General features: G+C 66.6%; 18 protein-coding genes. 8 read left to right on the top strand and 10 right to left on the bottom strand.

Annotated elements, in window-relative coordinates; translation table 11 throughout:
- Positions 1-83 precede the first annotated feature (83 nt).
- Genes ACXI0D_RS19840 through ACXI0D_RS19855 form a run of 4 tightly spaced genes read right to left on the bottom strand, consistent with a single transcriptional unit; the run spans position 84 to position 5,714 of the window.
- Entirely contained in the window at positions 84-1,217 is a 1,134-nt protein-coding gene (locus tag ACXI0D_RS19840; RefSeq protein WP_049445868.1) for a hybrid sensor histidine kinase/response regulator, read from the bottom strand.
- A complete protein-coding gene (locus ACXI0D_RS19845; protein ID WP_119006165.1) occupies positions 1,214-1,789 on the bottom strand; it encodes a chemotaxis protein CheB in 576 nt (191 codons plus the stop codon). The genes ACXI0D_RS19840 and ACXI0D_RS19845 overlap by 4 nt, the downstream gene beginning before the upstream one ends.
- Positions 1,789-2,613 carry a CheR family methyltransferase gene (locus tag ACXI0D_RS19850; RefSeq protein WP_119006164.1) on the bottom strand — a complete coding sequence of 275 codons (825 nt, stop codon included), beginning with the start codon at positions 2,611-2,613 and terminating at the stop codon, positions 1,789-1,791. Before ACXI0D_RS19850 ends, ACXI0D_RS19845 begins: the two co-directional genes overlap by 1 nt.
- The gene (locus ACXI0D_RS19855; RefSeq protein ID WP_479643012.1) at positions 2,610-5,714 is read right to left on the bottom strand and encodes a response regulator; all 3,105 of its coding nucleotides are present in this window, start codon (positions 5,712-5,714) and stop codon (positions 2,610-2,612) included. Before ACXI0D_RS19855 ends, ACXI0D_RS19850 begins: the two co-directional genes overlap by 4 nt.
- Positions 5,715-5,865: 151 nt before the next feature.
- Here ACXI0D_RS19855 and ACXI0D_RS19860 point away from each other — a divergent pair, with 151 nt between their 5' ends.
- Positions 5,866-7,029 carry a two-component system sensor histidine kinase NtrB gene (locus ACXI0D_RS19860; protein WP_424143697.1) on the top strand — a complete coding sequence of 388 codons (1,164 nt, stop codon included), beginning with the start codon at positions 5,866-5,868 and terminating at the stop codon, positions 7,027-7,029.
- Entirely contained in the window at positions 7,019-7,378 is a 360-nt protein-coding gene (locus ACXI0D_RS19865) for a response regulator (RefSeq protein WP_014036985.1), read from the top strand. Before ACXI0D_RS19860 ends, ACXI0D_RS19865 begins: the two co-directional genes overlap by 11 nt.
- 66 nt (positions 7,379-7,444) lie before the next feature.
- Here ACXI0D_RS19865 and ACXI0D_RS19870 read toward each other — a convergent pair whose 3' ends face one another.
- From ACXI0D_RS19870 to ACXI0D_RS19880, 3 genes are all read right to left on the bottom strand, one after another.
- Entirely contained in the window at positions 7,445-11,134 is a 3,690-nt protein-coding gene (locus tag ACXI0D_RS19870) for a TonB-dependent receptor (RefSeq protein ID WP_479643013.1), read from the bottom strand.
- Positions 11,131-17,214: a CshA/CshB family fibrillar adhesin-related protein gene (locus ACXI0D_RS19875; RefSeq protein WP_479643014.1), complete on the bottom strand. Its 6,084-nt coding sequence runs from the start codon at positions 17,212-17,214 to the stop codon at positions 11,131-11,133. The genes ACXI0D_RS19870 and ACXI0D_RS19875 overlap by 4 nt, the downstream gene beginning before the upstream one ends.
- 462 nt (positions 17,215-17,676) lie before the next feature.
- A complete protein-coding gene (locus tag ACXI0D_RS19880; protein WP_101765357.1) occupies positions 17,677-18,243 on the bottom strand; it encodes a TetR/AcrR family transcriptional regulator in 567 nt (188 codons plus the stop codon).
- Positions 18,244-18,413: 170 nt separating this feature from the next.
- Here ACXI0D_RS19880 and ACXI0D_RS19885 point away from each other — a divergent pair, with 170 nt between their 5' ends.
- Positions 18,414-19,244 (top strand): universal stress protein, encoded by an 831-nt coding sequence (locus ACXI0D_RS19885; protein WP_119006961.1) that lies wholly within the window; start codon positions 18,414-18,416, stop codon positions 19,242-19,244.
- Here the strand turns inward: ACXI0D_RS19885 and ACXI0D_RS19890 are convergent.
- Positions 19,192-20,085 (bottom strand): helix-turn-helix domain-containing protein, encoded by an 894-nt coding sequence (locus ACXI0D_RS19890; protein WP_119006161.1) that lies wholly within the window; start codon positions 20,083-20,085, stop codon positions 19,192-19,194. The genes ACXI0D_RS19885 and ACXI0D_RS19890 overlap by 53 nt on opposite strands.
- A 145-nt stretch (positions 20,086-20,230) precedes the next feature.
- Between ACXI0D_RS19890 and ACXI0D_RS19895 the strand changes: the two genes are divergently transcribed.
- Complete coding sequence (locus ACXI0D_RS19895; protein WP_119006160.1) at positions 20,231-20,791, top strand: GNAT family N-acetyltransferase; 561 nt, start codon at positions 20,231-20,233, stop codon at positions 20,789-20,791.
- A 7-nt stretch (positions 20,792-20,798) separates the two neighbouring features.
- On the opposite strand, the gene ACXI0D_RS19900 is transcribed toward ACXI0D_RS19895, so the two are convergent.
- The gene (locus tag ACXI0D_RS19900) at positions 20,799-21,263 is read right to left on the bottom strand and encodes a GNAT family N-acetyltransferase (RefSeq protein WP_119006159.1); all 465 of its coding nucleotides are present in this window, start codon (positions 21,261-21,263) and stop codon (positions 20,799-20,801) included.
- A gap of 164 nt (positions 21,264-21,427) precedes the next feature.
- On the opposite strand from ACXI0D_RS19900, the gene ACXI0D_RS19905 reads away from it, so the two are divergent.
- The 4 genes from ACXI0D_RS19905 to ACXI0D_RS19920 all read left to right on the top strand — a co-directional run bounded on the left by ACXI0D_RS19905 (position 21,428) and on the right by ACXI0D_RS19920 (position 24,428).
- Positions 21,428-22,318: a dihydrodipicolinate synthase family protein gene (locus ACXI0D_RS19905; RefSeq protein WP_119006158.1), complete on the top strand. Its 891-nt coding sequence runs from the start codon at positions 21,428-21,430 to the stop codon at positions 22,316-22,318.
- 241 nt (positions 22,319-22,559) lie between these two features.
- Entirely contained in the window at positions 22,560-22,910 is a 351-nt protein-coding gene (locus ACXI0D_RS19910; protein WP_119006157.1) for a hypothetical protein, read from the top strand.
- 444 nt (positions 22,911-23,354) lie between these two features.
- Entirely contained in the window at positions 23,355-23,840 is a 486-nt protein-coding gene (locus ACXI0D_RS19915) for a hypothetical protein (RefSeq protein ID WP_259337326.1), read from the top strand.
- A gap of 396 nt (positions 23,841-24,236) precedes the next feature.
- Entirely contained in the window at positions 24,237-24,428 is a 192-nt protein-coding gene (locus ACXI0D_RS19920) for a hypothetical protein (protein ID WP_479643015.1), read from the top strand.
- A 384-nt stretch (positions 24,429-24,812) separates the two neighbouring features.
- Here ACXI0D_RS19920 and ACXI0D_RS19925 read toward each other — a convergent pair whose 3' ends face one another.
- Positions 24,813-25,319 carry a hypothetical protein gene (locus ACXI0D_RS19925; protein ID WP_479643016.1) on the bottom strand — a complete coding sequence of 169 codons (507 nt, stop codon included), beginning with the start codon at positions 25,317-25,319 and terminating at the stop codon, positions 24,813-24,815.
- Between the last annotated feature and the right edge of the window lie 106 nt (positions 25,320-25,425).

The following is a 25,425-nucleotide window of genomic DNA, read 5'->3' on the forward strand; positions in this document are numbered from 1 at the left end:
GGTGCTTCCTTGGCAATATGTACCGCAACGGTAGCAGTTGCGGACGAGCCCGTCTCAGATCCACGCCACGCTTGCTGAAGAATTCAGCTTGCCGCGGTTCCCGGGCTTTCAGAGCGCCGTGGCAGCGTCGCCTCGAACACCACCTGCCCGGCCTCGTTGCGCGCGCCGATGCGGCCGCCGTGGGCGCGGACGAACTGATCAACGATGTACAGGCCCAGCCCCAGGCCATTGCTGGGGTGGAAACTGGCCTTGAACGGCTCGAACAATCGCGGCAGCAGCGCGTCGTCGATCCGCCCGGCGTTGCTCACCCGCAGCAGCACGCTGCGCGGATCGCGGCCGTCCACCTCCACCCTCGCCTCGCTGCCATGGGTGAGCGCATTGCCGACCAGGTTCGCGGCGACCTGGCCGAGCCGATCCAGATCACCCTGCAGGCGGGTATCGCCCTGCATGTCGAGATGGACCCGCGCGTGGCCGTGGGCGCTGCCCGCTTCGGCCACCACTGCACGCGTCACCTCCGCAAGATCGCAGGCACTGGCCTGCAGGCGCAGTCCGCCGCTGCGGATCCGCGAAAAGTCCAGCAGCTGCTCGACCATCCGCGCCATGCGCAGGGTGCTGGCTTCCAGGTACTTCAGGGTCTGCTGCGCACCGGCATTGTCCCCGGGAAGCTCCAGCGCCAGCTTGTCGGCACACAGCAGGATCGCCGACAGCGGCGTGCGCAGGTCATGGGTAAGCACGGCCGCCATCGTCTCGTTGAGCTTGAGCGAACGTTCCAGCGCCTCGTTGCGCGCTTTCAGCAGCTGGCGCTGCTGGTAGAGCTCGATGAAGACGTTGACCTTGCTCAGGATCACCTGCGGGGCGACTGGCTTGTGCAGGAAATCGACCGCGCCGGTTTCGTAGCCCTTGAAGGCACGCACCGGGTCATCCGGCGAGGCGGTCAGGAAGATGATCGGCACATCGCGGCTGCGGTGCGAACCGCGCATCAGCTCGGCCAGGGTGAAGCCGTCGATCTCCGGCATGTGCACGTCCAGCAATGCCAACGCCACCTCGTGCTCCAGCAGCAGCTCCAGCGCCTGCGCACCGGAGCCCGCAAGCAGCAGGTTCACGCCCTCGCGCTGCAGCAGCGCCTGCATGGCTACCAGGTTCTGCGGCACGTCATCGACGATCAGCAGGTTGACCGGGGTCTGCGACTGCGCAGGGTCCGGTGGCAGCAGGTTCATGCAAACAACTCCTTCAGGCGACGGCACATCAGTTCAAGGGGCAGCACGGCATCAGCGCCAGCGTGCTGCAGGGCGGAGGCCGGCATCATCGATGCCTCGGCCTCCTCGGGACATTGCAGCCAGGCGCGGCCGCCAGCGGCGCGCACGGCGGCCACCCCTTCGCTGCCGTCACTGCTGGCACCGGTCAGCAGCAGGGCCAGCACCTGCACACCGAACACCGCCGCTGCCGACTCGAACAGCGGATCGATGGCCGGGCGCGAAAACAGCACCGGGGCGTCGACCGACAACGCCAGCGAACCGGCGTCTTCCACCAGCAGGTGATAGTCCGGTGGCGCGAAGGTCACCGTGCCGGGCTGCAGCGGCTGCTTGTCCTCGGCCTCGCGAACCGGCAGCGCGCAGTACGGCGCCAGCACTTCGGCGATGCGGCTGCTGCGGTCGCGTGGCAGGTGCAGCACGGCCAGCACCGGCGCGGGCAGCGCCGCCGGCAGCGCGCCGAGCACCGCCTGCAGAGCCGCGACCCCACCGGCAGAGGCGCCGATCACCAGCACGGCCGGGCGTGTCAGCGACGCCATCAGGCGACCTTCCGGTACAGGCGATGCTCGCGCGAGCAGACCTCGAACGCACCGTGGTGGCGACCGAACTGCAGCGATTCCTTGCTGCCCAGGCCAAGGAAGCCGCGATGCACCAGTGCTTCGCGGAACAGGCCCACCGCGCGATCCTGCAGGTCGCGGTTGAAATAGATCAGCACATTGCGGCACGACACCAGGTGCACTTCGGAGAACACAGTGTCGGTGGCCAGGCTGTGGTCGGCGAACACCACGTTGCGGCGCAGCTGGCGGTCGAACACCGCGCCATCGTAGGCCGTGGCGTAGTAGTCGGAGAGCGAAGCGGTACCGCTGGCCGCCAGGTAGTTGCGGCTGAACTGGGCCATGCGGTCGATGCCATAGGCACCGGCTTCGGCGGTGGCCAGCGCTGCCGGATTGATGTCGGTGGCATAGACGATGCTGCGCTCGAGCAGGCCTTCCTCGTGCAGCAGGATCGCCAGCGACCACACTTCTTCGCCCGTACTGCAACCGGCCACCCACAGCTTCACCGACGGATAGGTGCGCAGCACCGGCACCACCTGCTCGCGCAGCTCGCGGAAATAGGCCGGGTCACGGAACATCTCCGACACCTGCACGGTGAAGAACTGCATCGCCTGCGCGAACAGGTCCGGCTCGTGCAGCAGGCGGTGCTGCAGGTCGGCCAGCCGCTCGCACTCGTAGCGCTGCATCGCCTGGCGGATGCGCCGCCGCAGCGACGACACCGCGTAGCTGCGGAAGTCGTAGTGGTAGCGCTGGTACAGCGCTTCCAGCAGCACTTTCAACTCCAGGTCGAACAGGGCCTGCTCGTTCATTGCCGCGAGCACCAGACCCGGCACAGCGAGACCAGCTTGTCGACATCGATGGGCTTGGCGATGTAATCGTTGGCACCGGCCTGCAGGCAACGCTCACGGTCGTCCGGCATCGCCTTGGCGGTCAGCGCGATGATCGGCAGGTCCTGCAGGTGGCGCTGCGCGCGGATCTCGCGCATCGCGGCCAGGCCGTCCTTCTCCGGCATCATGATGTCCATCAGCACCAGATCGACTTCGCGCTCGGCCAGGCGATCGACCGCTTCCTGGCCATTGCGCGCGATCTCCAGCGTCACGCCGAGGGGTTCGAGCACGCTGGACAGCGCGAAGATGTTGCGGACATCGTCTTCTGCCAGCAACACGGTACGGCCGTCGAGCACGGTGTCGCGCCGGCGCGCCTCGCGCAGCAGGCGCTGCTGGTCGGTCGGCAGGCTGGCCTCGACGCTGTGCAGGAACAGGGTCACCTCGTCCAGCAGGCGTTCGGGCGAGCGCGCGCCCTTGATGATGATGCTCTTGGAATAGCGACGCAGGCGCTGCTCTTCCTCGCGGCTGAGCGCGCGGCCGGTGTAGACGATCACCGGCGGGAAGCCGACGTCATCGTTGCCGGCCATGTGCTCGAGCAGGTCGTAGCCACTGCCATCCGGCAGCGACAGGTCCATCACCATGCAGTCGAAGGTAACCGTGCTGAGCTGTTCCAGCGCGCCGGCCAGGGTACCCACTGCAACGATCTGCAGCTGATCGCGGCCCAGCAGCAGTTCCAGGTTGTGGCGCAGCTCGCTGTCGTCCTCGACGATCAACAGGCGCCGCATGTCGCGCTGGCTGGTCTGTTCCAGCTGCTCGATGGCCGTCACCAACCGCTCGCGCGTGGTCGGCTTGATCGCGAAGCCGATCGCACCCAGCTCGCGTGCGACCTGGCCGCGCTCCATCGCCGAAACCACGTGGACCGGGATGTGGCGGGTGTCCGGATTTCGCTTCAGGCGCTCCAGCACGCTCAGGCCGGACACATCGGGCAGGCCGATATCGAGCAGGATGCCGTTCGGGCGCAGCTCGCTGGCCAGTGCCAGCGCTTCTTCCGCCGTGCTGGCCACCACGCAGTCGAAGTCCAGCTCGTGGGCCAGCACCACCAGCGCTTCGGCGAAGGTGGCATCGTCTTCCACGGCCAGGATCAGCCGGCCTGCGCGCTGGCGCCGGCCACGGTCGTCGGCCACGCTGGCCTCCGCCGTGACCGCGCCGGATGCAATCACCGGCGCAGCGGGCGCGGGTACATGCACAGGCGCAACCGCTGGCGCCGCGACGGCAGCAGCGGGCGCCGCATCCGCTTCAAGCGCAGGCGCCCCCTGCAGCGGCAGCTCCAGGATGAAGCAGCTGCCGCGGCCAGGCTCACTGTCGACCTGGATGGTGCCGCCCATGCGTTCGGCCAGATCGCGCGAGATCGACAGGCCCAGGCCGGTGCCACCGTAGCGACGCCGGGTGCTGCCGTCGGCCTGGCGGAAGGCCTCGAAGATCACCTGCAGCTGCTCGTGGGCGATGCCGATACCGGTATCGCAGACTTCGAAGCGGACACGGCCATTACCCCCTGCACGGACCTGCAGGCTGACCTTGCCGTGTTCGGTGAACTTCAGCGCATTGGCAAGCAGGTTCTTCAGGATCTGCTGCAGGCGCTGGTTGTCGGCCACCAGCTGGCTTGGCGCCAGCGCATCGGCCTCGATCTGCAGGGCCAGGCCCTTCTGCCGCGCCATCGGCTCGAACGTCTCGCGCAGGCGCTGCAGCACGCTGTCCACCACCACGACTTCGTCGGCCAGCTCGACATGGCCGGCCTCGATGCGCGACAGGTCCAGGATGTCGTTGATCAACGCCAGCAGGTCGTTGTTGGACGACAGGATCGCGCGTGCGTACTTCACCTGCTCTGCGGTGAGCGTGCCGTCCTTGTTGTCGGCCAGCAGCTTGGCCAGGATCAACGAACTGTTCAGCGGCGTGCGCAGCTCGTGCGACATGTTGGCCAGGAACTCGGACTTGTAGCGCGAGGTGGCAGCCAGCTCGTTGCTGTTGCGTACCAGCTGGCTCTGCGCGACCAGCAGTGCCTGCTTCTGCGCTTCCAGCTCGTGGGTGCGCTCTTCCAGCTGCACGTTGCTCTGTTCCAGCTCGGCCTGCTGCTGCTCCAGGTGTCCCTGCGACTGCATCAGGCTGCGGCTCTGCTCTTCCAGTTCCTCGTTGGCCACGCGCAGTTCTTCCTGCTGGGCCTGCAGCTCCTCGCCCTGGCGCTGCGATTCCTCCAGCAGCACCACCAGCTGCGCGCGCAGCAGCGAGGCGCGCAGCGCCATGCCGATCGTTTCGGCGCAGCGCTCCAGCAGTTCGTCGTCGAGGTCGCGCTGCCCGCCGATGCGTGCGCGGCCCAGTTCGATCACGCCGACCACGGCGCCGTCGCTGCTGATCGGCGCCAGGATCCGCTCGCGCACCGGCACACGCCCGAGGCTGGTCTGCAGGTCGAGTACCGCGGCGTCATCGCCATACAGGTGGCGGATCCGCTCGTCACGCGCCACCTGCCCGGCCAGGCCTTCCTGCAGGGCCAGCGACGCTGGCGTGCCAGAAGGCAGCGCCATGCCACCGGTCAACTGCAGCCGCCCACCTTCCAGGCGATAGACCGCGCCCACGTCGGCATCCAACTGGCCGGCCAGGTGCGTTGCCGCCGCTTCTGCGATCTGCTCCGGCCCGAGGTCGCCGCGCAGGCTCATCGCCACCGCGTTCTCGGCTTCCTGCAACCAGAGGGCGCGCATCGCCTGGCGCCGGGCCTGGATCGCGCGCGAGACGATCAGCGCGATCATCAGGAAGGCGCAGCCACCAATGGTGCGGTTGACGAACGAGAACGACGAGTTGTTGCTGGCTGGCGCCACGTTGAAGCCGATCACCAGCAGGGCGCAGGCGATCATCGCGACCACGAACGGCGCGCGCGCACTGCGCTGGAACACCGTGACGCCCACGGCCAGGAAATAGGCCAGCCAGACCGCGTATCCCAGCGGCACCACCAGTTCCAGCGCGATGGTCGCCGCCAGCAGCACGGCAGAGGTCATCCAGATCCAGCGGTCACGCGTAGTCGCACCAGGACGCATGCAGGTCGGTTCCAGAAGACAAAGGGTGGGTGATGGTACTCCCTGTCGCATTCAGCCGCACAGGACCAATGGCACGTGCCTGCCGTGCACGCATCCTTCACACTGCACTGCCTAGCTTCACGTCCCTCTCAGGGGTAACACTTATTTCCACGTGGACGCTGCCGCTTCTACGACGTCCGTGCTGACGGACCCTTCCCGACAACTGCGACTGTTGATCGACAGCGTGCGCGACCATGCGCTGTACCTGCTCGATCCCGAAGGCATCGTCTGCAGCTGGAACCCGGGCGCGGAGCGCATCAAGGGCTATTCAGCCGATGAAGTGGTGGGTACGCACTTCGGTCGTTTCTACCTGGCCACCGACCGCGAGGCCGGCGAACCGCAGCGCCTGCTCCGCCTCGCGGCGCAGCAGGGCCATGTTGCCAGTGAAGGCTGGCGGGTACGCCGTGATGGCTCGTCGTTCCGTGCCAGCGTGGTCATCGAGCCGGTCGTCGAAGCCGGCGAACTGCTTGGCTTCGTCAAGATCACCCGCGACATCACCGAGCAATGGCAGGCACAGCGACTGCTGCGGGATGCCCAGCGCGCGCTGCGCAACACCCAGCAGTTCGAGACGGTTGGCCGGCTCAGCCGCGGCCTGTCGCACGAGTTCAACAACCTGCTGACCACCATCGGCAACGCACTGGACCTGCTGTCGCTGCGCGTCAGCGGTGACGATGCCCGCGCCGCCGAGCTGCTGGACGCTGCGCAGGCGGCCACCGACCGCGGCGCCCTGCTGACTCGCCAGCTGCTGGCCTTCAGCACGGGCCAGACCTTGATCCGCGAACCGCTGGACATCAACACGCTGGTACGGCAATGGCTGCCGGGCCTGCAGCGCGCCTGCCCGCCCACGGTGACGCTGGACGCCTGCCTCACGCCGGGCCTGCCGCAGGTGTGCACCGACGCGATGCAGCTGCAGGCTGCCCTGGCCAATCTGGTGGCAAATGCCGTGGAGGCCACCATCGATGGCGGGCGCATCCTGATCGGAACCGCGCTGGAACATCGGCTCGACCCGGATGCGGACACTACGCTGCAACGCGGCTATGTCACCCTCAGCGTCTGTGACGAAGGCCATGGCATGGCCGCTGACATCGCCGAGCGCGCCAGCGAACCCTTCTTCACCACCAAGGACATCGGCAAGGGCAGCGGCCTGGGCCTGAGCCAGGTGTTCGGATTCACTACCCAGAGCGGCGGCTTCGTCGATGTGTCCACCACGCCCGGTGTCGGCACCACGGTCAGCCTGCTGCTACCCGCAACGGAGGACCCAGCCCATGACCGATGAACCGATCCGCGTACTGATGGTGGAGGACCAGAACGATCTGCGCGAGATGATCGGCCTGGCCCTGCGCGATTTCGGCATCGAGGTGGCCACCACCGCCGATGGCCACGAGGCGGCGGAGCTGCTCAAGGGCGAAGCGCGCTTCGACGTGGTGTTCAGCGATATCAGCATGCCCAACGGCATGTCCGGCATCGAACTGAGCGAGCACGTCGCCCGAGAGCAGCCGCAGGCACGCATGATCCTGTCTTCCGGCTATGCGCGCTCGCAGCTGCCGCCGCTGCCGGAGCAGGTGGAGTTCCTGCCCAAGCCCTATCGCCTGCGCCAGCTGGTCGAGCTGTTGAAGCAGGACTGACGGCTCGCCGGGCATCGCCCGGCGGTGCGGTTCCTGTAGAGCCGAGCCTGCGCTCGGCTGCTTTCCTCAATACCGCCCCACCAGGTTCAGGTACCAGCCGCGGTGGGTGTAGTCGAATTTCGTCAGGTCATCGCTGAAGTCGGTGAAGTTGTAGCCCACGCCGACGCGGAAATTGCGCCCGATATCGCGGTCGACACCGGCCAGCCACCCCTGCCGGGCGCCGCCGTCACGCACATCCAGCAGGCGGTACTCCAGCAGGCCATGCCACTGGTAGGACAGGTCGTAGCGCAGCTGCCCCGCAGCGAAGTTCGTGGCTGAATCGAACCACGGTCCGCTGCCGCGCCCGTAGCGCACCTCGCCTTCGCGGCGTGCCAGCTTGCCGGCCACTTCCCAGCGCAGGTCGATGCGGTAGACGCCTTCCAGCGAAAGCACCTGGGTGCGCTGGTCATAGTCCACGCCGTTGACCTGGCCCATGCTCGACAGGTCATACAGATAGCTGTAGCGGCCGAACAACGCCCAGCGATCGTTGTCCCACGGACGGTAGGCGAAGCCCAGGTTGCCCTCGATGAAACGCGCGCCGGCCACCGGATTGATCGCATCATCGGTGTCGGCATAGTTGAAGCGCGCGGCAATACGCCAGCTGTCGTTGAGCCGATGACTCAGGCGATTGGTACTCACCCACTGCGTGCGCCGCTCCGCGCCGGTATCGCGACGCCACTCCAGCTTGCTCTGCCACTCAGTGCCCGGCGAGGTGCGACCACCGGACAGGCTCACCGCCTTGCGGTCGACCTGGCCACTGCTGGCGTCGAGCTTGCCGTTGCTCAGCGTGAAGCCGGCATTCCAGCCCACCGCCGGATAGAAGTCCATGCCGAAGGTGTGCGCCAGCCCGGAGTCCTGCCCGGATTTGAGGAACTGGCTTTCATTGAACACGTTGACCTGGTCGGACAGGCGCCAGCGCTGGCCCAGCGTCCACCCATCCTGCGCATTGGGGCTGAACAGAGGGTCGTACTCGCTGCGGTCGGTGGACTGGGTGAACGCACCATAGAAGCTGTGCTGTGGGGTCAGCCGGTACTCGGCATTGACCTGTGCGGCACTGCCGCGATCGCCGTCACTGACTTCGGCGCCGATCGTGGACAGATTGGCGAAGGTCCAGGTGCCACCCGCCACCACCGCGTCATTGTCGGCATAGCGGCCATGGTCGTCATCCACCGTCAGCTGGCCTCCACCGTACACATCCAGCGAGGTTCCGATGCGATGGGTATAGCGTGCAGCAGCCAGTACACCTGCGACGTTGCTACCGCTGCCCCGGTCCTCCTGCACCCGACGCAGTTCGGCTGACAGGCGATCGTTCTCGCCGATCCGCCATTCGGCGGTGGCCTGCGCCTGGATCAGCGACTCCGCGCCCCGCCGTGCCTCGCTGTAGCGGGCATACACACTGAAATCGTCGGTCATATAGCCGAGCAGTTCGGCACCCTGCTCGCGCACGCGTTGGCCGGTGTCGAAACGCCCGACCGAATAGCCGCCATCAACCTGGCGCCACCAGGCACCGGCACTCCAGTCACGCCGGGTCCAGCCCAGCTCGCGCAGATTGACGCGGGCCTCGACGGCGGTCGCCTCGCCTTCGCGCGGGCCTTCAGGATTGAGGCGACTGAAGCTGAGGCCGCCGTTGTCGGAGAAGAACACGGGCGCACTGGTGGCCTCGCTGCGGCTGTGCTCGACCTTCAGGTAGGTGCCTCGCCCGGCCTGCAGGGTCAGGTCCGCCCCCTTCAGCGAGTAGTCCTGGCCGGCGCGCTGCTCGTCCACATAGGTCGCACCCACTGCCACGTGATCACCGAACCAGTGCTTGCCACGTACGCCTGCAGTGATGTCGTCGCTGTCGAACCCGGTTGGCACCCATTCGTAGTCGACGATCAGGCGCTGCTCGTAACCGTCCAGTGGCACGTCGCGACTGATCCGGCGCAGGTTCTCGCGACTGAGCTGGGCCAGCGGCCGGGTCAGCAGGATGCGGCCCTGCAATGCGTCGATCTCGTAGTCGGCGCCGCGCACCATCGGCACGCGCTGCTCGACGCGGCCGGTGGTACGGTCACGGATCTCCAGCACCACCTGGTCCGAGCCACTGAGGATGCTGGCATGGCGCAGGTAGTACAGGCTGCCGCCGGTACCGATGAACTCGCTATGGCCGGGCGCGGTTTCGGCCTGCGAACCGAACAGGCGCAGCTCGCTGCGCGCATCGCCCCAGGCATTGGCACCACGGGATCGCCACGACAATGCCGCCCCGTACAGCGAACGCACGTACTGCGCGTACTCGGTGCCGCTCAGGCCGGTGTTGTAGTTGCCCCACAGCGCCTGGTTCTTGTCCCAATCCATGCGCAGGTAGAAGCGCCCCATGCTGTCGACATCACGCTGGGTCAGCGAATCATCGCCATAGGTCGGGTAATACAGGTCCGGGTCGAGGCTGCGGAACAGATCGCGCGGATCGGCGGTGGTGAAACCAGTAAACAGGTCGTCCAGCGGACGGTTCTGGGTGTCGGCCTGCGCGGTCAGCAGGTAGCGGCCAAGGGTCTTGGCCTTCAGGTAGAAAGCCAGGCGGCCGTCACTGAGCACGTCATCGTTGCGCCCCCCCCTGGCCAGGTCCTGCCCTGCCCCACTGGCCTTGTTCTGGTACACGGTGATATCGGCCAGGCCGACACCGAACAGGTACTGGCCACTGACATCCACCTCCAGCGTGCGCGCGATGGCCGGTGCATCCGGTCGTTCAACGCGCACATCGAAGGCGTGGCGGCCGATCGGCATCAGGTACTCGGCGGCGAACTTGCGGTCCTGGTCCAGCGGATAGCTGTCGCCGTTGATCTTCAGCGCCGCGCCCAGCGGCAGGTCACGTCCGCGCAGGCGCACGCGTGAACCGTACACCGGGATGTTCTGCTGGCGCAGGCCATTGCTGTCGAACACCTGCTGCAGCAGCGACAACGACGCTGCCTGGTTGGCATCCACCGCGGTCCCGCGGCGGTCCTCCAGCGCGTCACGCAACTGCTGGTTGCCGCGCTCGAACTCCGCCGGGGTCACCAGCTGCATCGACTGCTCGGTGGTTTCATCGACATTGCCCTCCGCATCGAAGGCACGCAGCACGTAGACCAGGCGGTCGCCGCGACGCAGTGGCGTCGATGCCGGCAGCGTGCCATCCCAGCTGCCCTGCGCGACCGCAGCCACCGGCAACTCGAACTGCGCCAGTGGCGCGACCCGGTCGGTATCGCTGCCACGGTAGAGGCTCACTTCCAGGCGCTTGATGAAGGCGGTGTAATTGCCACGCACGTAGAACTCGACCGGCCGCACGATCCGGCCTTCGTCAAAGGCAACCATGCCCGGCGCCGACACCGACAGCTCGGGCTCGCCCATCGCCGGGTCTTCAGTGGCCCAGATCGCGCCCCCTTCCGGCAGGCGGATCATGAACTCGCCGCGGACCGTCGCTTTGCCGGGTTCATCGATCGCCAGGCTGACCCGGCGGTCCGGCTGCAGCACCTGCGACGACGACCGCGTCGAGGTGCCTTCGGTCACCGGCTCGTCGTAGCTGCGCGAACGCAGGCGGAACAGCAGTTCGCCTTCAGCGTTGCACTGGCTGCCATCGCAGCGGATCGGTGCCGGCTCGGCGGCAGGCGGCGCGGCCTGGACGGCGCCGGCAAGCCCGAGCAGCATTGCCTGGTACAGGGCCGCACGCGGCAGGCAGGCCGCACGGCGGGCAGCGGTGTGATGCGCGCTCATCGGCGGGCCTCCTGTTGGCGGGCCGCCGCACGGGTGGCGGCGCTCTCCTCGTTGCGGACGCGCAGGCGCTGCTGCACGGCGGGGCTGAGCTGGCTGCGCAATGCCTCGAACACGGCATCGGCACGACGCAGGCCCAGCGCCTGGTTGTAGGCATGGCTGCCGCGCACATCGGTGTGCCCGACCAGGCTGACCTGGCCACCACCCATCTTCTCCAGGCGCGCAGCGATCGCCGCCAGCAGCGGCTTGAATTCCTCACGCACGATCGCCTTGTCGGTGTCGAACAACACGTTGCCCAGCAGCGCGCCACCGGCATCAACACCCGCCAGCAGGGAATGCGGGTCCTGCACATCGGTGCGCAGCTGCACGGTCAGGCCAGCGCGTGCACGCTCGGTCACCTCGGCCTGCAGGGCATCGCGCACCACTGCGGCGCGGGCAAAGGCCAGCACCTGGCTTTCGCCATTGGCGGCAATCACCACGTCACCGCCCTGGTAGCGGTCCACCACTTCGGCCATCTTCACCAGCACCGGGCGATAACTGGCGCGCAGCTCGCTGCTGCCCGGGGCAAACAGCACCTCGCCCAATGCCAGTTCCATGCGTTCGGCCGCTGCCTGTGGCGATGGCGGCAGGCGCACGCCGAAGCTGAAGCGCGTCGGCACACCCTGGGTCACCCGCCGCAACAGCGGATTCTCGGTGGTCAGCTCGGCACCGGCCGGTATCGTGGCCGGGTCCAGCTTGATGATGAAGTTGCGGCCCAGCCGCGCATCGCCGCCGTGCACGTCGGCCAGGTGGTAGCGGCCGAACGGATCGGTCTCCACCAGCAGGCCTTCCACCGTGGCCAGGCGTACCCCGGGAATGCCCTGCTCCTGGATGCCCTCGTTGCCGATCACATAGGCCACCTCGTAGCCGTCGGCCACGCGTGCGACCTCACGGCGCACGGTCGGCGCGGCGGCGGTCAGGCCCTTGCCGGCATCGCCACTGCGCTGCACCCGCGTGGCGCCCTGCGCATCCATCCGCAGGCGATGCCCCTGCGCGCTTTCCAGCACGAAGTCATCGCTGAAGGCCAGCTCGCGCAGGCGCTGGCGCAACACCACCTGGTGCGCTTCGGTGGTATCGGAGGTCGACGCACGTCCATGCACCACGCCGATCTGCACGCCGTGCAGCAGGGGCGCACTGGCATCGGCCAGCGGTTGCGGGCCATCGCCCCGATCCAGCGTGGTCGAGCCCGCCACATATACGGAGGCCGCGAAACCGCCCTGCGCGCGTACACCGGTCAGCTCGGCGCTGTCCTGCCAACCGTCACCATCGCGGTCATCGAACACGGTGCCGAACACCAGGCTGTCTTCCAGCAGCGGGTCGGCATCCATCGCCACTTCGGCAGTCGCCACGTTCGACAACGGGCTGCCGTCATCGGCCGTCGCCACCGCCTGGTTCACATGGTTGCCGGCGCGCACGCCGGCGCCAACCCGCAGCAGGTAGGTGATGGTGGCACTGCGGCCAACCGCGATATCCACCGCACCGATGCGCAGCGGCGACTGGCTGCTGGCCAGCGCGAACGCACCGTCATCGTCGGCCACGCGCATCGAGCCATCCACGTAACTGAAGCCCGGCGGCGGCGTATCGACCACCACGCCATCGCGCCAGTGACTGCCCCCCACGTTCTCCACCACCAGCTGGTAGCGCACCAGGTCGCCCACCTTCACCCGGCGCGGGCTGGCGGTCTTGGTGATGCGCAGCGAGAAATCAGAGATCACCTTGTGGTGCGTTTCGCAGGTCGTGCACTCCGGTGGCGGCGAACCGTCCGGGTACTGACCGCGCAGGCGGTTCAGCACCTGGGTACGCGCCTCCTGGTTGACGATCGCCTGGTAGACATACTCGTGGCGGCCAACTGCGGTACCTGCCGGCACCGTGCATACGATGTCAGTGCCCTGCTGCATGCACCCGGCAGGCAGGCTTTCGATGCTCAACCCTGCATCCGGTGTATCCACCAGCTGCAGCGGCTGCCGCAGGGCGGCGCGTTCAACGGTCGCAACCAGGGTGTAGCGCAGGCGGTCGCCCGGGCGCACGTCGGTGCCGCTGGCCGGGCCGGACTGCTTCTCCAGCACCACGCGCGGGTCGGCCAACGCATGTTCGGTGCTGCAGTCGCCGCTGCAGGTGGGCGTATCACCGCCACTGCCGAGCACCGCATTGCGCACGCTGCCAGTGGCCTGTGCATTGACCCGCGCGCGATAGCCCAGCGTATAGGTGCCCGGCACGGTACCGGCCGGCAGCGTGCACACCAGCGGATTGCTGCTGTTGCAGGTGAACGGACCGGGCTGGGTGATCGACTGCAGGTCCAGGCCGCGGCCCAGGGTGTCGGTCAGGGTCACCACATCCAGCGTCTGCGAATTGGCGACCGTCACCTCGACGGTGTAGTCCACTGCATCGCCGATATCGATCGGCGCCGCCGTGCTGGACTGCTTGTGGTAGGTCACCACCGCCGACAGCACCGGCGTGGTGGTACCGCAGTTGCTGGTACAGGTATTGGTGCCGGTGCCACTGCCCAGCACCGCGTTGCTGACACTGCCCTTGGCCTGTGCGTTCACCTTCGCGGTGTAATCCACCGTATAGGTGCCCGGCGCGGTACCGGCCGGCAAAGTACACACCAGCGGGTTGGCCGCATTGCAGCTGAAACCCTGGCTGGCAGTCACCGCGCCGAAGTCCAGGCCCGGGCCCATGGTATCGGTCAGCGTGAGCACCGCAGTGCTGCGCGACCGGCTGACCACGGCAGTCAGCGTGTAGGCGATGCTGTCACCCACTTTCACCGCACCGGCCGCGGCCGAGGTTTTCCGGTAGTCGATCTCACTGCCGGCTACCGGCGTGGTGGTATCGCAGTTGGCCGCGCACGACGGATTGTCACCACCGCTGCCCAGCACCGCGTTGGTGACCTGGCCACTGGCCTGCGCGTTCACCACGGCGGTGTAGGACAGGCTGTAGCTGCCCGGCACGGTGCCGGCAGGCAAGGTGCATACCAGCGGGTTGGCGGCATTGCAGCTGTAGGCACCAGCGCTGGTCACCGCGCCGAAGTCCAGCCCGGTACCCAGGGTGTCGGTCAACGTCACCACGGCGGTGGTGCGCGAATTGGCCACCACCGTGGTCAGGGTATAGGTCAGTCGATCGCCCACGGAAACCGGACCGGTGCTGCTCACCGATTTGGCATAGCTCACCCCCGGCGTTGCGACCGGCGTGGTGGTATCGCAGTTCACGCTGCACGACGGGGTGTCGGTGCCGCTGCCGAGCACCGCATTGCGCACGCTGCCACTGGCCTGTGCGTTGACGGTGGCGCCGTAGGTGAGGCTGTAGGTACCCGGCACGGTGCCCGCTGGCAGCGTGCAGACCAGCGGATTGGCGGCATTGCAGGTGAAGGCTCCCGCACTGCTCACGCCCGCAAAGTCGAGGCCGTTGCCCAGGGTATCGGTGAGGGTGACCACGCCGGTGGTACGCGCACGGCTCACGGTTACGCTCAGTGTGTAATCGATGCGGTCGCCGACCCGCACCGGGCCGCCGGTGGATGCCTGCTTGGCATACACCACCTGCGGCGCCGCCATCGGCGTCGTGGTATCGCAGCTGCCCACGCAGGACGGGTTGTCGGTGCCACTCGGCACCACCGCATTGCGCACCTGGCCGCTGGCCTGCGCATTGACGATGCCGGTATAGGAGAACGCATAGCTGCCCGGCACGGTGCCCGCCGGCAGCGTACACACCAGCGGATTGCCCGGCGTGCAGGTGAACCCACCCGCGTTGGTCACGCTGCCGAAATCCAGGCCGGTGCCCAGCGTATCGGTCAGCGTGGTCACCGCCCGGGTACGCGCATCGGCCACCACCACGGTAACGGTATAGGCGACGCTGTCGCCCACCGCGACCGGACCGGTCGTACTGCTTGCCTTGGATACCGAGATCTTCGGCGCCGCCACCGGCGTGGTGGTGGTGCAGGTGCTGCTGCAGGTCGGCGTATCGGTGCCGGTGCCAACCACGGTGTTGACCACCTGGCCGCTGGCCTGGGCGTTGACGGTAGCCGCATAGCTCAGGCTGTAGGTGCCCGGCACGGTGCCGGCCGGCAGCGTGCACACCAGCGGATTGGCGGCGTTGCAGGTGAACGAACCGGCGTTGCTGACACTGGCGAAATCCAGGCCGGTACCCAGCGTATCGGTCAGGGTCAGCACAGCGCGGGTATTGCCATCGGCCACGGTGACGTCGACGGTGTAGCTCACCGTGGCACCCACCGCGACCGGGCCAGCCGTATTGGAACGCTTGGCATAGCTGACGCGCGTCACCGGCACGGTCACGTCACTGCGCGTGCAGTGGTCGGCGTCGGTGCAGCTGCTGCCCGGCGTCGGCGGCGTGCCGTTGTTGAACGGATCGTGGCCACCGCCCACGCTGGCGTGGTTGGTCAGCACGCCCGACGCCGAGGCGGTCACGGTGACCGGCAGCGTGAACACCGAGCTCGAACCGGCACTGCCCGCCGCGGCCAGCACCTGGTTGCTGGTGCAGGTGATGTCCTGGCCGCTTGCCGTGCAGCTCCAGTTGCCGCTCACATGCGCGCCCGTCCAGTTCGGCACGATACCCGCCGGCAGCTGGTCGCGCACGATGATCGGGCCGGCGGGCACATTCGGTGGATTGCCGGTCGGCACATCGCTGGTGTTGCTCACCGTCAGCGTGTACTCGGTGCCGGCCTGACCGTAGTTCCAGACACCCCCGGTGGCGTTGTTGGTCTTCACCACCTTCAGTGCGGGTGCGGTGATGGTGATGCGGTGATCTTCCACTTCGCCGTCGTCGGCCACGCCGGTCGGGCTCTGGATCTGCGTCGCGTTGGTGGCGTAGCGCAGCCGCACATAGCTGGTACCTGCGCTGACCGAAGTGGGCACGGTCCAAGCCAGGTTGGCCTGGCCACCACTGCAGGCAGCGGTCGTGCTGCGTTCGCTGGCGTCGAACGTGCCATTGCGGTTGAAGTCGATCCAGCCCGCCACGCTGCCATTGCCCACGCAGGCCACCGGCTGGTTGATCTGGGTACCGGCCTGCATCACCGTCAACCGGTAGCTGGTCGGCCACGCATCTTCTTCGCGGCTTCCCACCTGCGGGAAGTTGTCATCGCCCAGTGCATCAGCGCTGTAGCTGCTTTTCTGCTCGGTATCCGGGCCCAGGCTGCCGAGGAAATCGGTCAGCGGCGGCGCCAGGCCACCCGGCGTATAGGCGGCGGTGTTGATGTTGAAGTTGCTGCTGCCCTGCGGAATACCGTCGGAGCGGAACTGCAGATCGTCCACCACGTGCATGGCGTCGCCGTAGCTCTGCGGTGCATCGCCGAAGTCGGCATACGGCACCAGCAGGCCGATGGCGATGGCGGTGGTGCCGCCGCCGCGCATCGAAAAGCCCATGTTCACTGCCAGGTTGCCTGGCGCATGCGCGGCGTTGTCAAAACTGAGGAAGGTAACCGCGGCCGTGTTGTCGTCGTTGCCCGGACCGAAGCGGATGACCTGGTTGCCGCCGCTGGTCGACTTGTTCACCAGGTAGGGAGTGCTGTTGGCCAGGTTCTTGCGGACCTCCACCACGTTCCACGTGCCCTGCGCGCTGGCTTCGACGAACTCGCCGCTGTTGTTGATCGACTCGGCGTCGGCCATCACCACGCCACGCAGGCGGTACGGCGCACCGCCCATGGTCGAGGTGCAGGTGATGCTGAAGCTGGACGTGCCGGCCGTGCGCGCGATGCCCGCGATCAGCTGGTTGGCGGTGCCGGTGCCACCGATGTTGTACAGGTCGTCGAGGCTGTCGCCACGCCAGTTGCCCGGGCGATAGCTGCGCAGCACGTTGGTCTCGGCGGTATTCAACCGGCAGTCCACGCGCAGGTTCACCCCGGCAGCGATCGGCATGTCGATGGACGAGGTGGCACCGTCGTTGAGCACGATGTTGTCGACGCCATTCGCGCCGCCGCCCCAGGTCAGCCACAGCACCGTATTGCGGTAGGGGCTGCTGCCGCCGGTCGCATAGGCCGCCGCCGACGCCAGCGATGGCAGTGCCATCGCCAGCAGCATCAGCACGACGATCGCCATCCAGCGGCGAGGGTGCAGGTGCTGCAGGTTTTTTTCAGGATGAACGCATCCACCGCCCGCGCGAATGCGCGACGTCGTCGACTGCCACATGGTGATTTCCCCGGTCGGCCCGCACGGGGCCGCAGTTCGGTGGGTAACCTGGGACGAACTCATGCGCCTGGCGACACGCGCGAACGCGCGTTCTGCCGGCTCCATGGCCACTACAACCGTCCCTGTACCCCGTTGGTCAGGTGTAAAGTTCTACGATTACGATACCGCACTGCAACAATAGCGTGATGAACGTCTCATTTAGTTTTGCAAAATCGAGCACGCTTTCACGACCACAGTTGTAGCAACCCGATGGCGGCACGCAGTGCACCATTCCGGCAGTACGAATGCCCTTTCCGGCAAGACGCCACGCAAATTCGGCGCACGTTGCAGTGCCCATCCATCACGACGCGATACGCGCCGCGGGCATCGCACTCAGGCCTTCATCGCCCCATGACGGAACGACGCCAGCAACGTTGATGCCGCCATCGCCGGTGCCAGCCGACCGCGCGCCAGTGACCAGGTGATGCCGTAGAAACAGGTCCAGTAGAAGTCCGCCAGCCACACTGCACTGAATCCGACGTTGAACACGCCAGCGTGCTGGCCGCGCAGGAAAAACGCCTCGAAACGCTCGCCGATCGGCGCCCAGCGCTCGGGCAACAGGTGCAGGTCGCCCTGCCGCTGCTGCTCTTCCATCATGCGCGCGAACAGCAGCGTCACCAGTTCCCAGTCCGCCAGCAGGGCGTGGGTGACCTGCTCCAGCACCTGCATCGCATCGGCATCCCCGTCGAACCACGTGGCTGCGGCTTCCAGGCGCTCGAAGCCCGCAGCAAACAACGCCTCGTCGATCGCTTCGCGGGTGGGTGCGAAGCGATACAGCGTGGCCCGGCTGATACCGGCGCCACTGGCCAGCTCGCTGAGTGTGCAGCGCGGATGGCTGACCAGGGTGGCAGCAAGGGCGTGGTGCAGGTCGCGGCGTGTACGTGCTGCGGCAGGTCGCATGGAGGGGCCTGGAGGCGGGGTCCACTCACGCTAGCATGAATCATCAATTAATAAACTGAATCACAAATGATTCATCCGAATCATGGATGCGCTACAACGAAGGCGCGTCCGGTGCACCCGGGTCGGTGCATGGCAGGGAACGCGTCACAGGCATCGAAGGAGACAACGCCATGCTGCATCCACTACGCGACATCGCTGTGCTGTTCGATGCCAGCGACACCGGGGAGCGCGTACTGAACATCGCCGCCCATCTGGCGCAGGCCCAGCAGGCGCACCTGGTTGCAGTATCCACCGCCCAGCACCCCACCGACATCGCCAACGGTTTCGCCCGCGGCGCAGGCATCGCCGCCGCACTCGACCACGAAGCACGCACCGACGCCGCCTGCACCGCGCAGCTCATGCAGAACCTGCGCGCGGCCTGCGAGCCACTGCAGATCAGCACCGAACTGCGCATCGTTTCGGACTATCTCGGTGGCGCCGATCTGGCCCTGCAATCGCTGTACTGCGACCTGATCATCGCCGGCTATCCGCACACGCCCGGCGCGCCCTCCGGCTGGCGTCCGCTGGGCACGCTGCGCCAGACCGGCGTGCCGATGCTGCTGGTGCCGCCACACTGGCAAGGCGAACAGGTCGGCCGGCGCATCGTGGTGGCCTGGAATGCCAGCAAACAGGCCCGTCGCGCCGTGGCCGATGCCCTGCCGTTGCTGGCGCGCGCGCAGGCGGTTCACCTGCTGATGGTCGACACGCCCAAGGCCGAGGCCACGCCCGGTGCCGAGATGGCCCAGCACCTGGCCCGGCACGGTGTCGAAGTCGAGATCCAGGCGATCAGTTCCACACAGGGCGGTGTTGCCGCAACCATCCGCCAGCATGTCCTCGATGCCGAGGCCGACCTGCTGGTGCTGGGCCCCTACAGTCGCAGCCGGGTGGTCGAGCGCGTGCTCGGCGGGGTTACCGAGGATCTGCTGTCCGAAGTTCCGGCACCGCTGTTCGTATCCCACTAGCACCGCCCTGCCCCGCACGGCGGTAGCCGGTCAGCGACTGCCCGGTGTGCCGCCGGAAGTAGCGGCACAGGTAGGACGCATCCTCGAAGCACAACCGCTCGGCGATGCGCCCGATCGGCAGCTCGCTGTAGCTCAGCAGCGCCTTGATCTCCAATACCACCTGGCGGTCGATCAACGCCTTGGGCGTTTCATCGAAGCACTCGCGGGTGAGCTGGGAAAGATAGAACGGCGTGATGCACAACGCGTCGGCGTAGGACTGCACGTCGCGCTGGCGGGTGCTGCGCTGGCCGACCAGCTCCCAGAAACTCCAGGCCAGGCGCTCGCGCCGGCTGACCGGCGCTGCCGCCACTTTCTGCACTGGCAGCAGCGTGGCGAACTTCAGGAAAAACGTCTGCAACAGGTTGCGCAGCATCACGTGCCGATAGCGGCCACCCGTGTGCTGCGCATCCATCAGCTGCTGCAGCCAGCCCTGCAGCAGCGGCACCTCCAGCGGCGACGGCACGCAATGCGGATGCTCGTGCAGGAACTTGAACAGTGCGTTGGGCAGCACATAGGCCACCTCCGACGCCAGCGCCTTCGGCATCAGGCAGACCACCGCCAGGAAGCCGCGCGATCGCTGCCGCAGCAGCGCCAGCGTGTCCTCGGCCAGCACCAGCACGTCGTGCCGCTGCACCGCCACCTCACGGAAGTTCAGTGCGAAGCGCGCACGCCCGGACACGCACACCAGAACCGCCAGATACGCGTGCCCGAATGACAGCGGAATGCCCTGCCCCTCGGCCAGCGTGCTGACCTCCAGGCGCATCGATTCGTCCTGATCCAGAAGCTGGGGTATGCGGTCCATGGGCCGATCCGGCTGGATTCCGGGGCACAGCATACCCGCGCCAACGAGGCAGTTGTGAAAAGTACCGAAAGCATCAAGGTCCCGCCCTGTGCCCTTCGCCCGGCGCGGCCTAGCCTGTGCGCTCTCTTCCTGCCCCTGAATGGCCATGCCCCTGCACACCGAACGCCTGATCCTGCGCCCCTGGCGCGACACCGACGCCGCCGACCTGTACGAATACGCCCGCGACCCGCGCGTCGGGCCCATCGCCGGATGGCCGGTGCACACCAGCGTAGAGGAAAGTGCCCACATCATCGGCACCGTCTTCAACCGGCCCGAGGTCTACGCGATGCAGAGCCGCGAGGACGGCCACGCCATCGGCTGCGTCGGTATCCTGATCGGTGCCGACAGCAACTTCGAGATCGGCGAGCGCGAAGGTGAGATCGCCTACTGGATCGGCGTGCCGTACTGGGGCCGCGGCCTGGTACCCGAAGCGGTGCGCGAAGTGATGCAGCATGCCTTCCTCGACCTGCACCTGGACGCACTGTGGTGCGGCTACTTCGCCGACAACCTGCAATCACTGAGCGCACAGAGCAAATGCGGTTTCCAGCATCACCATACCGACGTGAACAAGTTCAACAGCTTCCTCGGCGACTACCGCACCGAACACATCAGCCGCATCACCCGCGAGCAATGGCAGGCGCAACAGGCTGCCGTGCTGCGCGCGTGATCACGACTCAGCCGGCACGGCGCTGCATGAACAGAAGTTCCGGCGTCGAAGCGTCTTCCATCGCCTGGAAGCCCAGGTCGCGGTACAGGGTCACCGCGGCGACGTTGTCACGATAGACACGCAGGGTCAGCCGCTCCACCCCGGCCGACTGCAACGCCTGCGCCATCAGCGCCTGCATCAGTACACGTCCCAGTCCACGCCCGCGTGCCTGCGGCGAAACGATGATGCGGCCCAGGTGCAGCGTGCCGGCGGTCGTTGGCCAGTACTGGCCAAAACCAACGCACTGGTCACGCGCATCCAGCAGCACACACCCCGGGCGCTGCGACAGCTGCAGCGCCTGCGCGAACGCCTCCGGCGCGAGCGGATACGCCACGCCGGGACCGGCCCAGCGCTGGGTTGCGCTGGCCGAATCCAGCCACGCGCCGATGGCGGCGTAGTGCGGAGGCTGCACGGGGCGAAGGAACTCAGTCATGGCGTGCGCGCAAGGAAGGATGGCCGCCATGGTGCGCGATCCTCGCGGCCGAATCACGCTGCAGGGCAGCGCTTGAATTTTGTCCTAGGACAATAAACAATGCCGATCGTCCACGGTCGCCACACCTGGCGATCTCTCTTTTCCTTCTGCCCTCGAGGTTCGCCATGATTCACGGCCTGAGCGCCTTTCCTCTTACGCCGATGACCGAATCGAGCATCGACCTGCGCGCCTTCGCCGGGCTGGTCGAGCGCCTCGCAGCGGCCGGCGTGGACTCCATGGGCGTGCTCGGCTCCACCGGCAGCTACGCCTACCTGGAAAAAGCCGAGCGCATGCGTGTCCTGCGCGAAGCCTTGGCCCACGCAGGCACCGTCCCGGTCATCGTCGGTATCGGAGCGCTGCGCACTCGCGATGTGCTGGCTCTGGCAAAGGATGCCGAGGATGCCGGTGCGGCCGGCCTGCTGCTGGCACCCGTGTCCTACCAGCCATTGAAGGACCATGAGGTCTTCACGCTCTTCGAATCGGTGTGCATGGCAGTGCACACCCCGATCTGCGTCTACGACAATCCCGGCACCACCCACTTCCGGTTCAGCGATGAACTGCATGGGCGGATCGCCGCCCTGCCCAACATCGCCTCGATCAAGCTTCCACGCCTGTCCGACCATCCTGCCGAAGCCGCAGCGCGCGTCGCGGCACTGCGTGCCCATCTTCCTGCGCATGTCACGCTGGGCATCAGCGGCGACGCGGCCGCCGTACATGGACTGGCCGCCGGCTGCGATGGCTGGTATTCGGTAACCGGCGGGCTGTTCCCGGAGGCGGTGCAGCAGATCACCTGCGCGGCCGGCAACGGCGACATGGCGACGGCCCAGGCCATGTCGGCGAGGCTGGCGCCGCTCTGGGCGCTGTACGACCGCTTCGGCGGCATCCGCGTGATGGCATGCGCGGCGGCGCTGATGGGCCTGTGTGCCGAGGACTGCCTGCCACGGCCGCTGCTTGGGCTGCACGGTGAAGAGCGGGCGCGTGTGGCGGAGGTGCTGCGCGGCCTGGAGCTGCTGTAGTCGTCCTGGAGCGAACAGCCTTTCACGCGAGAAACCCGAGAATGTCCCGGTGCCTTCTGGAACCCACCGGGTCTGAACCCTTCTGGTTCTGCGTCGCTCTCCAGTTCAGTAGAGTGGACCCCGGCCAACCGCGCTCAGGTCTGGATGAGCGCAGGCTTGCCAAGCAAAGTGTGACCCGGAATGTCCCCACTTTGCGGCGCATTTGAACACGGCCCTTGATCACTGGTCCAAAGGAGGACGCATGATGTCAATCCTGGGTGTTCTTGCGCTTGGCGTGATGGTGCTATGCATCTGCCTCCCCTTCGCCGCGACGGCGATACAGCTGTTCCGCCTCGTCTGGTTCCTGACGGGCGAGAAGAAAGAACGCGGCAAGCGGCCGCGCTTTACCGGCCTCGTGCTGGCGATGCTTTTCAGCTCACTCGCTGCGACTGAAATCCTGGACGTCGAGCCATTCCTGTCGTTGCGCTACCTCAATCCAGTGCCGCCCGAGCACAGGGACGCGTTCGTGATCGGCATGCTTGTGCTTGCGCTGGTGGCTTGGATATCGGGCGGATTGCTATGGAAGATTGCGCGCCGGCAGCCCGGAGCCTGAGCTGATCGTGCCTCCAGGCGCAGGCCATCTCCAGTTGTACAGGCATTTGTGTCCGGAAGATGGACACTGCGCTTGCCTGTGCGGGGCCCCCGCAGGTCGCCCTCTCGGCGACGCAACTACTTTCCTGCGGTGCGTCCTCAATGTGCGGACAGCGGTAGGTGGCGGAGATCATGGCCGGAAGAGGACGCCCAGGCGTCTCAATAACTGCAAACCTCCCGAATACCGGCCTTAGCTGCTCAGAATCAGCCACGTGACGCACCTTGCGTCGCGCCATAGGGCTTCTCCTACAGCCATCGTGGTGGTTTTCCGATTGCATCACTGCAGGACTGTTGCGACCGTGCGCGGGCAGTGCAGCACTACCCTACTCATGGAGAGACGGAAGTGAACTCAATGCAAAACGACTGCAGGACTGCCCGCTCAACCCCTCGTCGCCTGATGTTGGGCATGTCACTTGCTCTGTTGTCAGCCGGCTTCGCCCAGAGCGCCTTCGCCGGCCAATGGGTGCCGACGGGCCGCGTGCTTTGGGTGGATTCGGAAACCATCCAGCCTTACCCAGTGGCCTATACCAACTTCTGCCAGGGCGGCGTGGATGGGCCAAGCGGTGTCTACCTGTACGGCGACTGGGGTTCGGAAGGGCTGGGCTCGTGCCCCACCGACGCATACACCGGTTTTCAAGAGATGAAGGGCTCTGGCGGTAACTGCAGACCGGATCCCCAAGGCGTTGGTGGCGGCTATTCCTGCGAGGAGAACCACCACACTTTCAGCGGTCAGACCTACCAGGGCCCAATGCCGGCGACCTGCAGCTCACCAGGCGTGTATGGCGTCAGCCACCTCTACCGTAGAGAGCTGGTGTACTTCGGCTCCGGCCACATGCCCGATGACTTCTACGACCGATTCTACGAAAGCTCTGCTGAGTACGTTTGCCAGTAATCGGCAACCGAATACCAAGTTCTCATGCGCTGGACTTGAAGCGCTTTTGATCCGCACCTCATGACGAGCACGAACGTCCCCGCGCGAGCGGGGACACTACTTCATGTCGCCCCCGGATTCTTTCTGCTCATTGAGGTAGCGGGCCTGGAGCCGTAGCCATGGCGGCGGCGATCTCTTCGCCGCTGCCTTTCAGCAATTTCCATCAGTTCTGACCGAGCAGATCGGCGAAGTCCAGGGACGCCAGACCACTTTGCAGAACCGGCGCGTCGCTGCTCACGCGCCCAGGGTTGAGCTGCCTGCGATCCCGTATCCGGAACGCCACGACGCGCACGAAGACCGAGTAGCGAGCCGGCGACCCTGCCCGACCTGTTGGTGCAGGCGACTGGTTCAAGGACGATGCAACGTCGGCAGGGCTGGGTGGAAGTCTTCACCGCCTGGGGCGCATGTTCTGCGCCCATCCATGTCATGGCCGGAGTGCTGTTGCGTCAAGTACAGATCCTGGCCGGGCACGCGATTTACGCCACCGCAGAGAAGTTCTACGTCCATCTGACGCCCAAGCGCGACGACGGCGCCCAGGGGGCGGGCTAACTTATTGATTCGCCATTGTGACCACTGTGACCAAAGCATTGAGAAATGCTGAGAAATACAGAAAACCAGTGTGTCGCGATTCGGCGTAAGTATCTGATTTATGGTGACCCCGGCCCGATTCGAACGGGCGACCTTCCCCTTAGGAGGGGGGCGATCTCCTTATACGTACCAACGGTCAAGGGGCAACTTGTGCCAAAGCTGTGCCAAACGGGGCGAGCCTGACGGCTGCAGCCACTCCAAGCAGTAGCTTGGGAAGCTCGTCAGGAATACATATGTTTCAATGACTTACCCCTGCTTTCCGCTCCGCAATGTGCCGCGTTGCGGGTTCATTTTTACCTAGAGAAACGCAGTATCCGCAGCAATTGCGGAGCGCGCTCGGGCCTCTCAGACGCCGCGCTGCAGCTGCTGAAGCCCTGCCCTCACCCACGACTTACGGGCGTCCTTCGGGCGGGGCTTGGTCGCCGGCGGCTTGGTCGGCTCCAACGCTTCCTTGACCCGCGCTGTGGCGATGGCCGTTGCCTCGGCCAGGCGCCGGGCCTGATCCTGCTGCTCGCGGGTCGGTCGCAGGCCGGGCAGCGGTTCGAGCGGCTCCGCTGGTGTCGCATCCAGTAGCCGGGCCACAGCCGCGCGCAGGCGCATCTCCGGGTAGAATCTGGCCGCGCACCAGCGCTCGGCGTAGCGCTTGCCCTGGGCAATGCTGGCGGCGCGCACGTCCTTGGTATCCCACATCTTCCGAGCATTGAGGCGGACGCGGACGCCCCCATCTTTGGCTGGCGAGACGTTGACTATCTGCGAGCCGTTCCACCACAGCACCCAGGTATCGCCCAGCTGGACCCAGCCAGTAGGGATCGGGGCGGCGCGGAAGCCTTGGTAGCCGTGGGAGGGAAGCATGGCCGGAAGGATACGGCTGGCTGTCGCACAGGCTGCGAACGCGGCAGCGACCTCCCTGAACCGTTCCGCCTTGGTACTTCCGCGATGCATCCAGACTCACTGCCAG

This window comes from Stenotrophomonas sp. C9D9 (assembly GCF_056491205.1).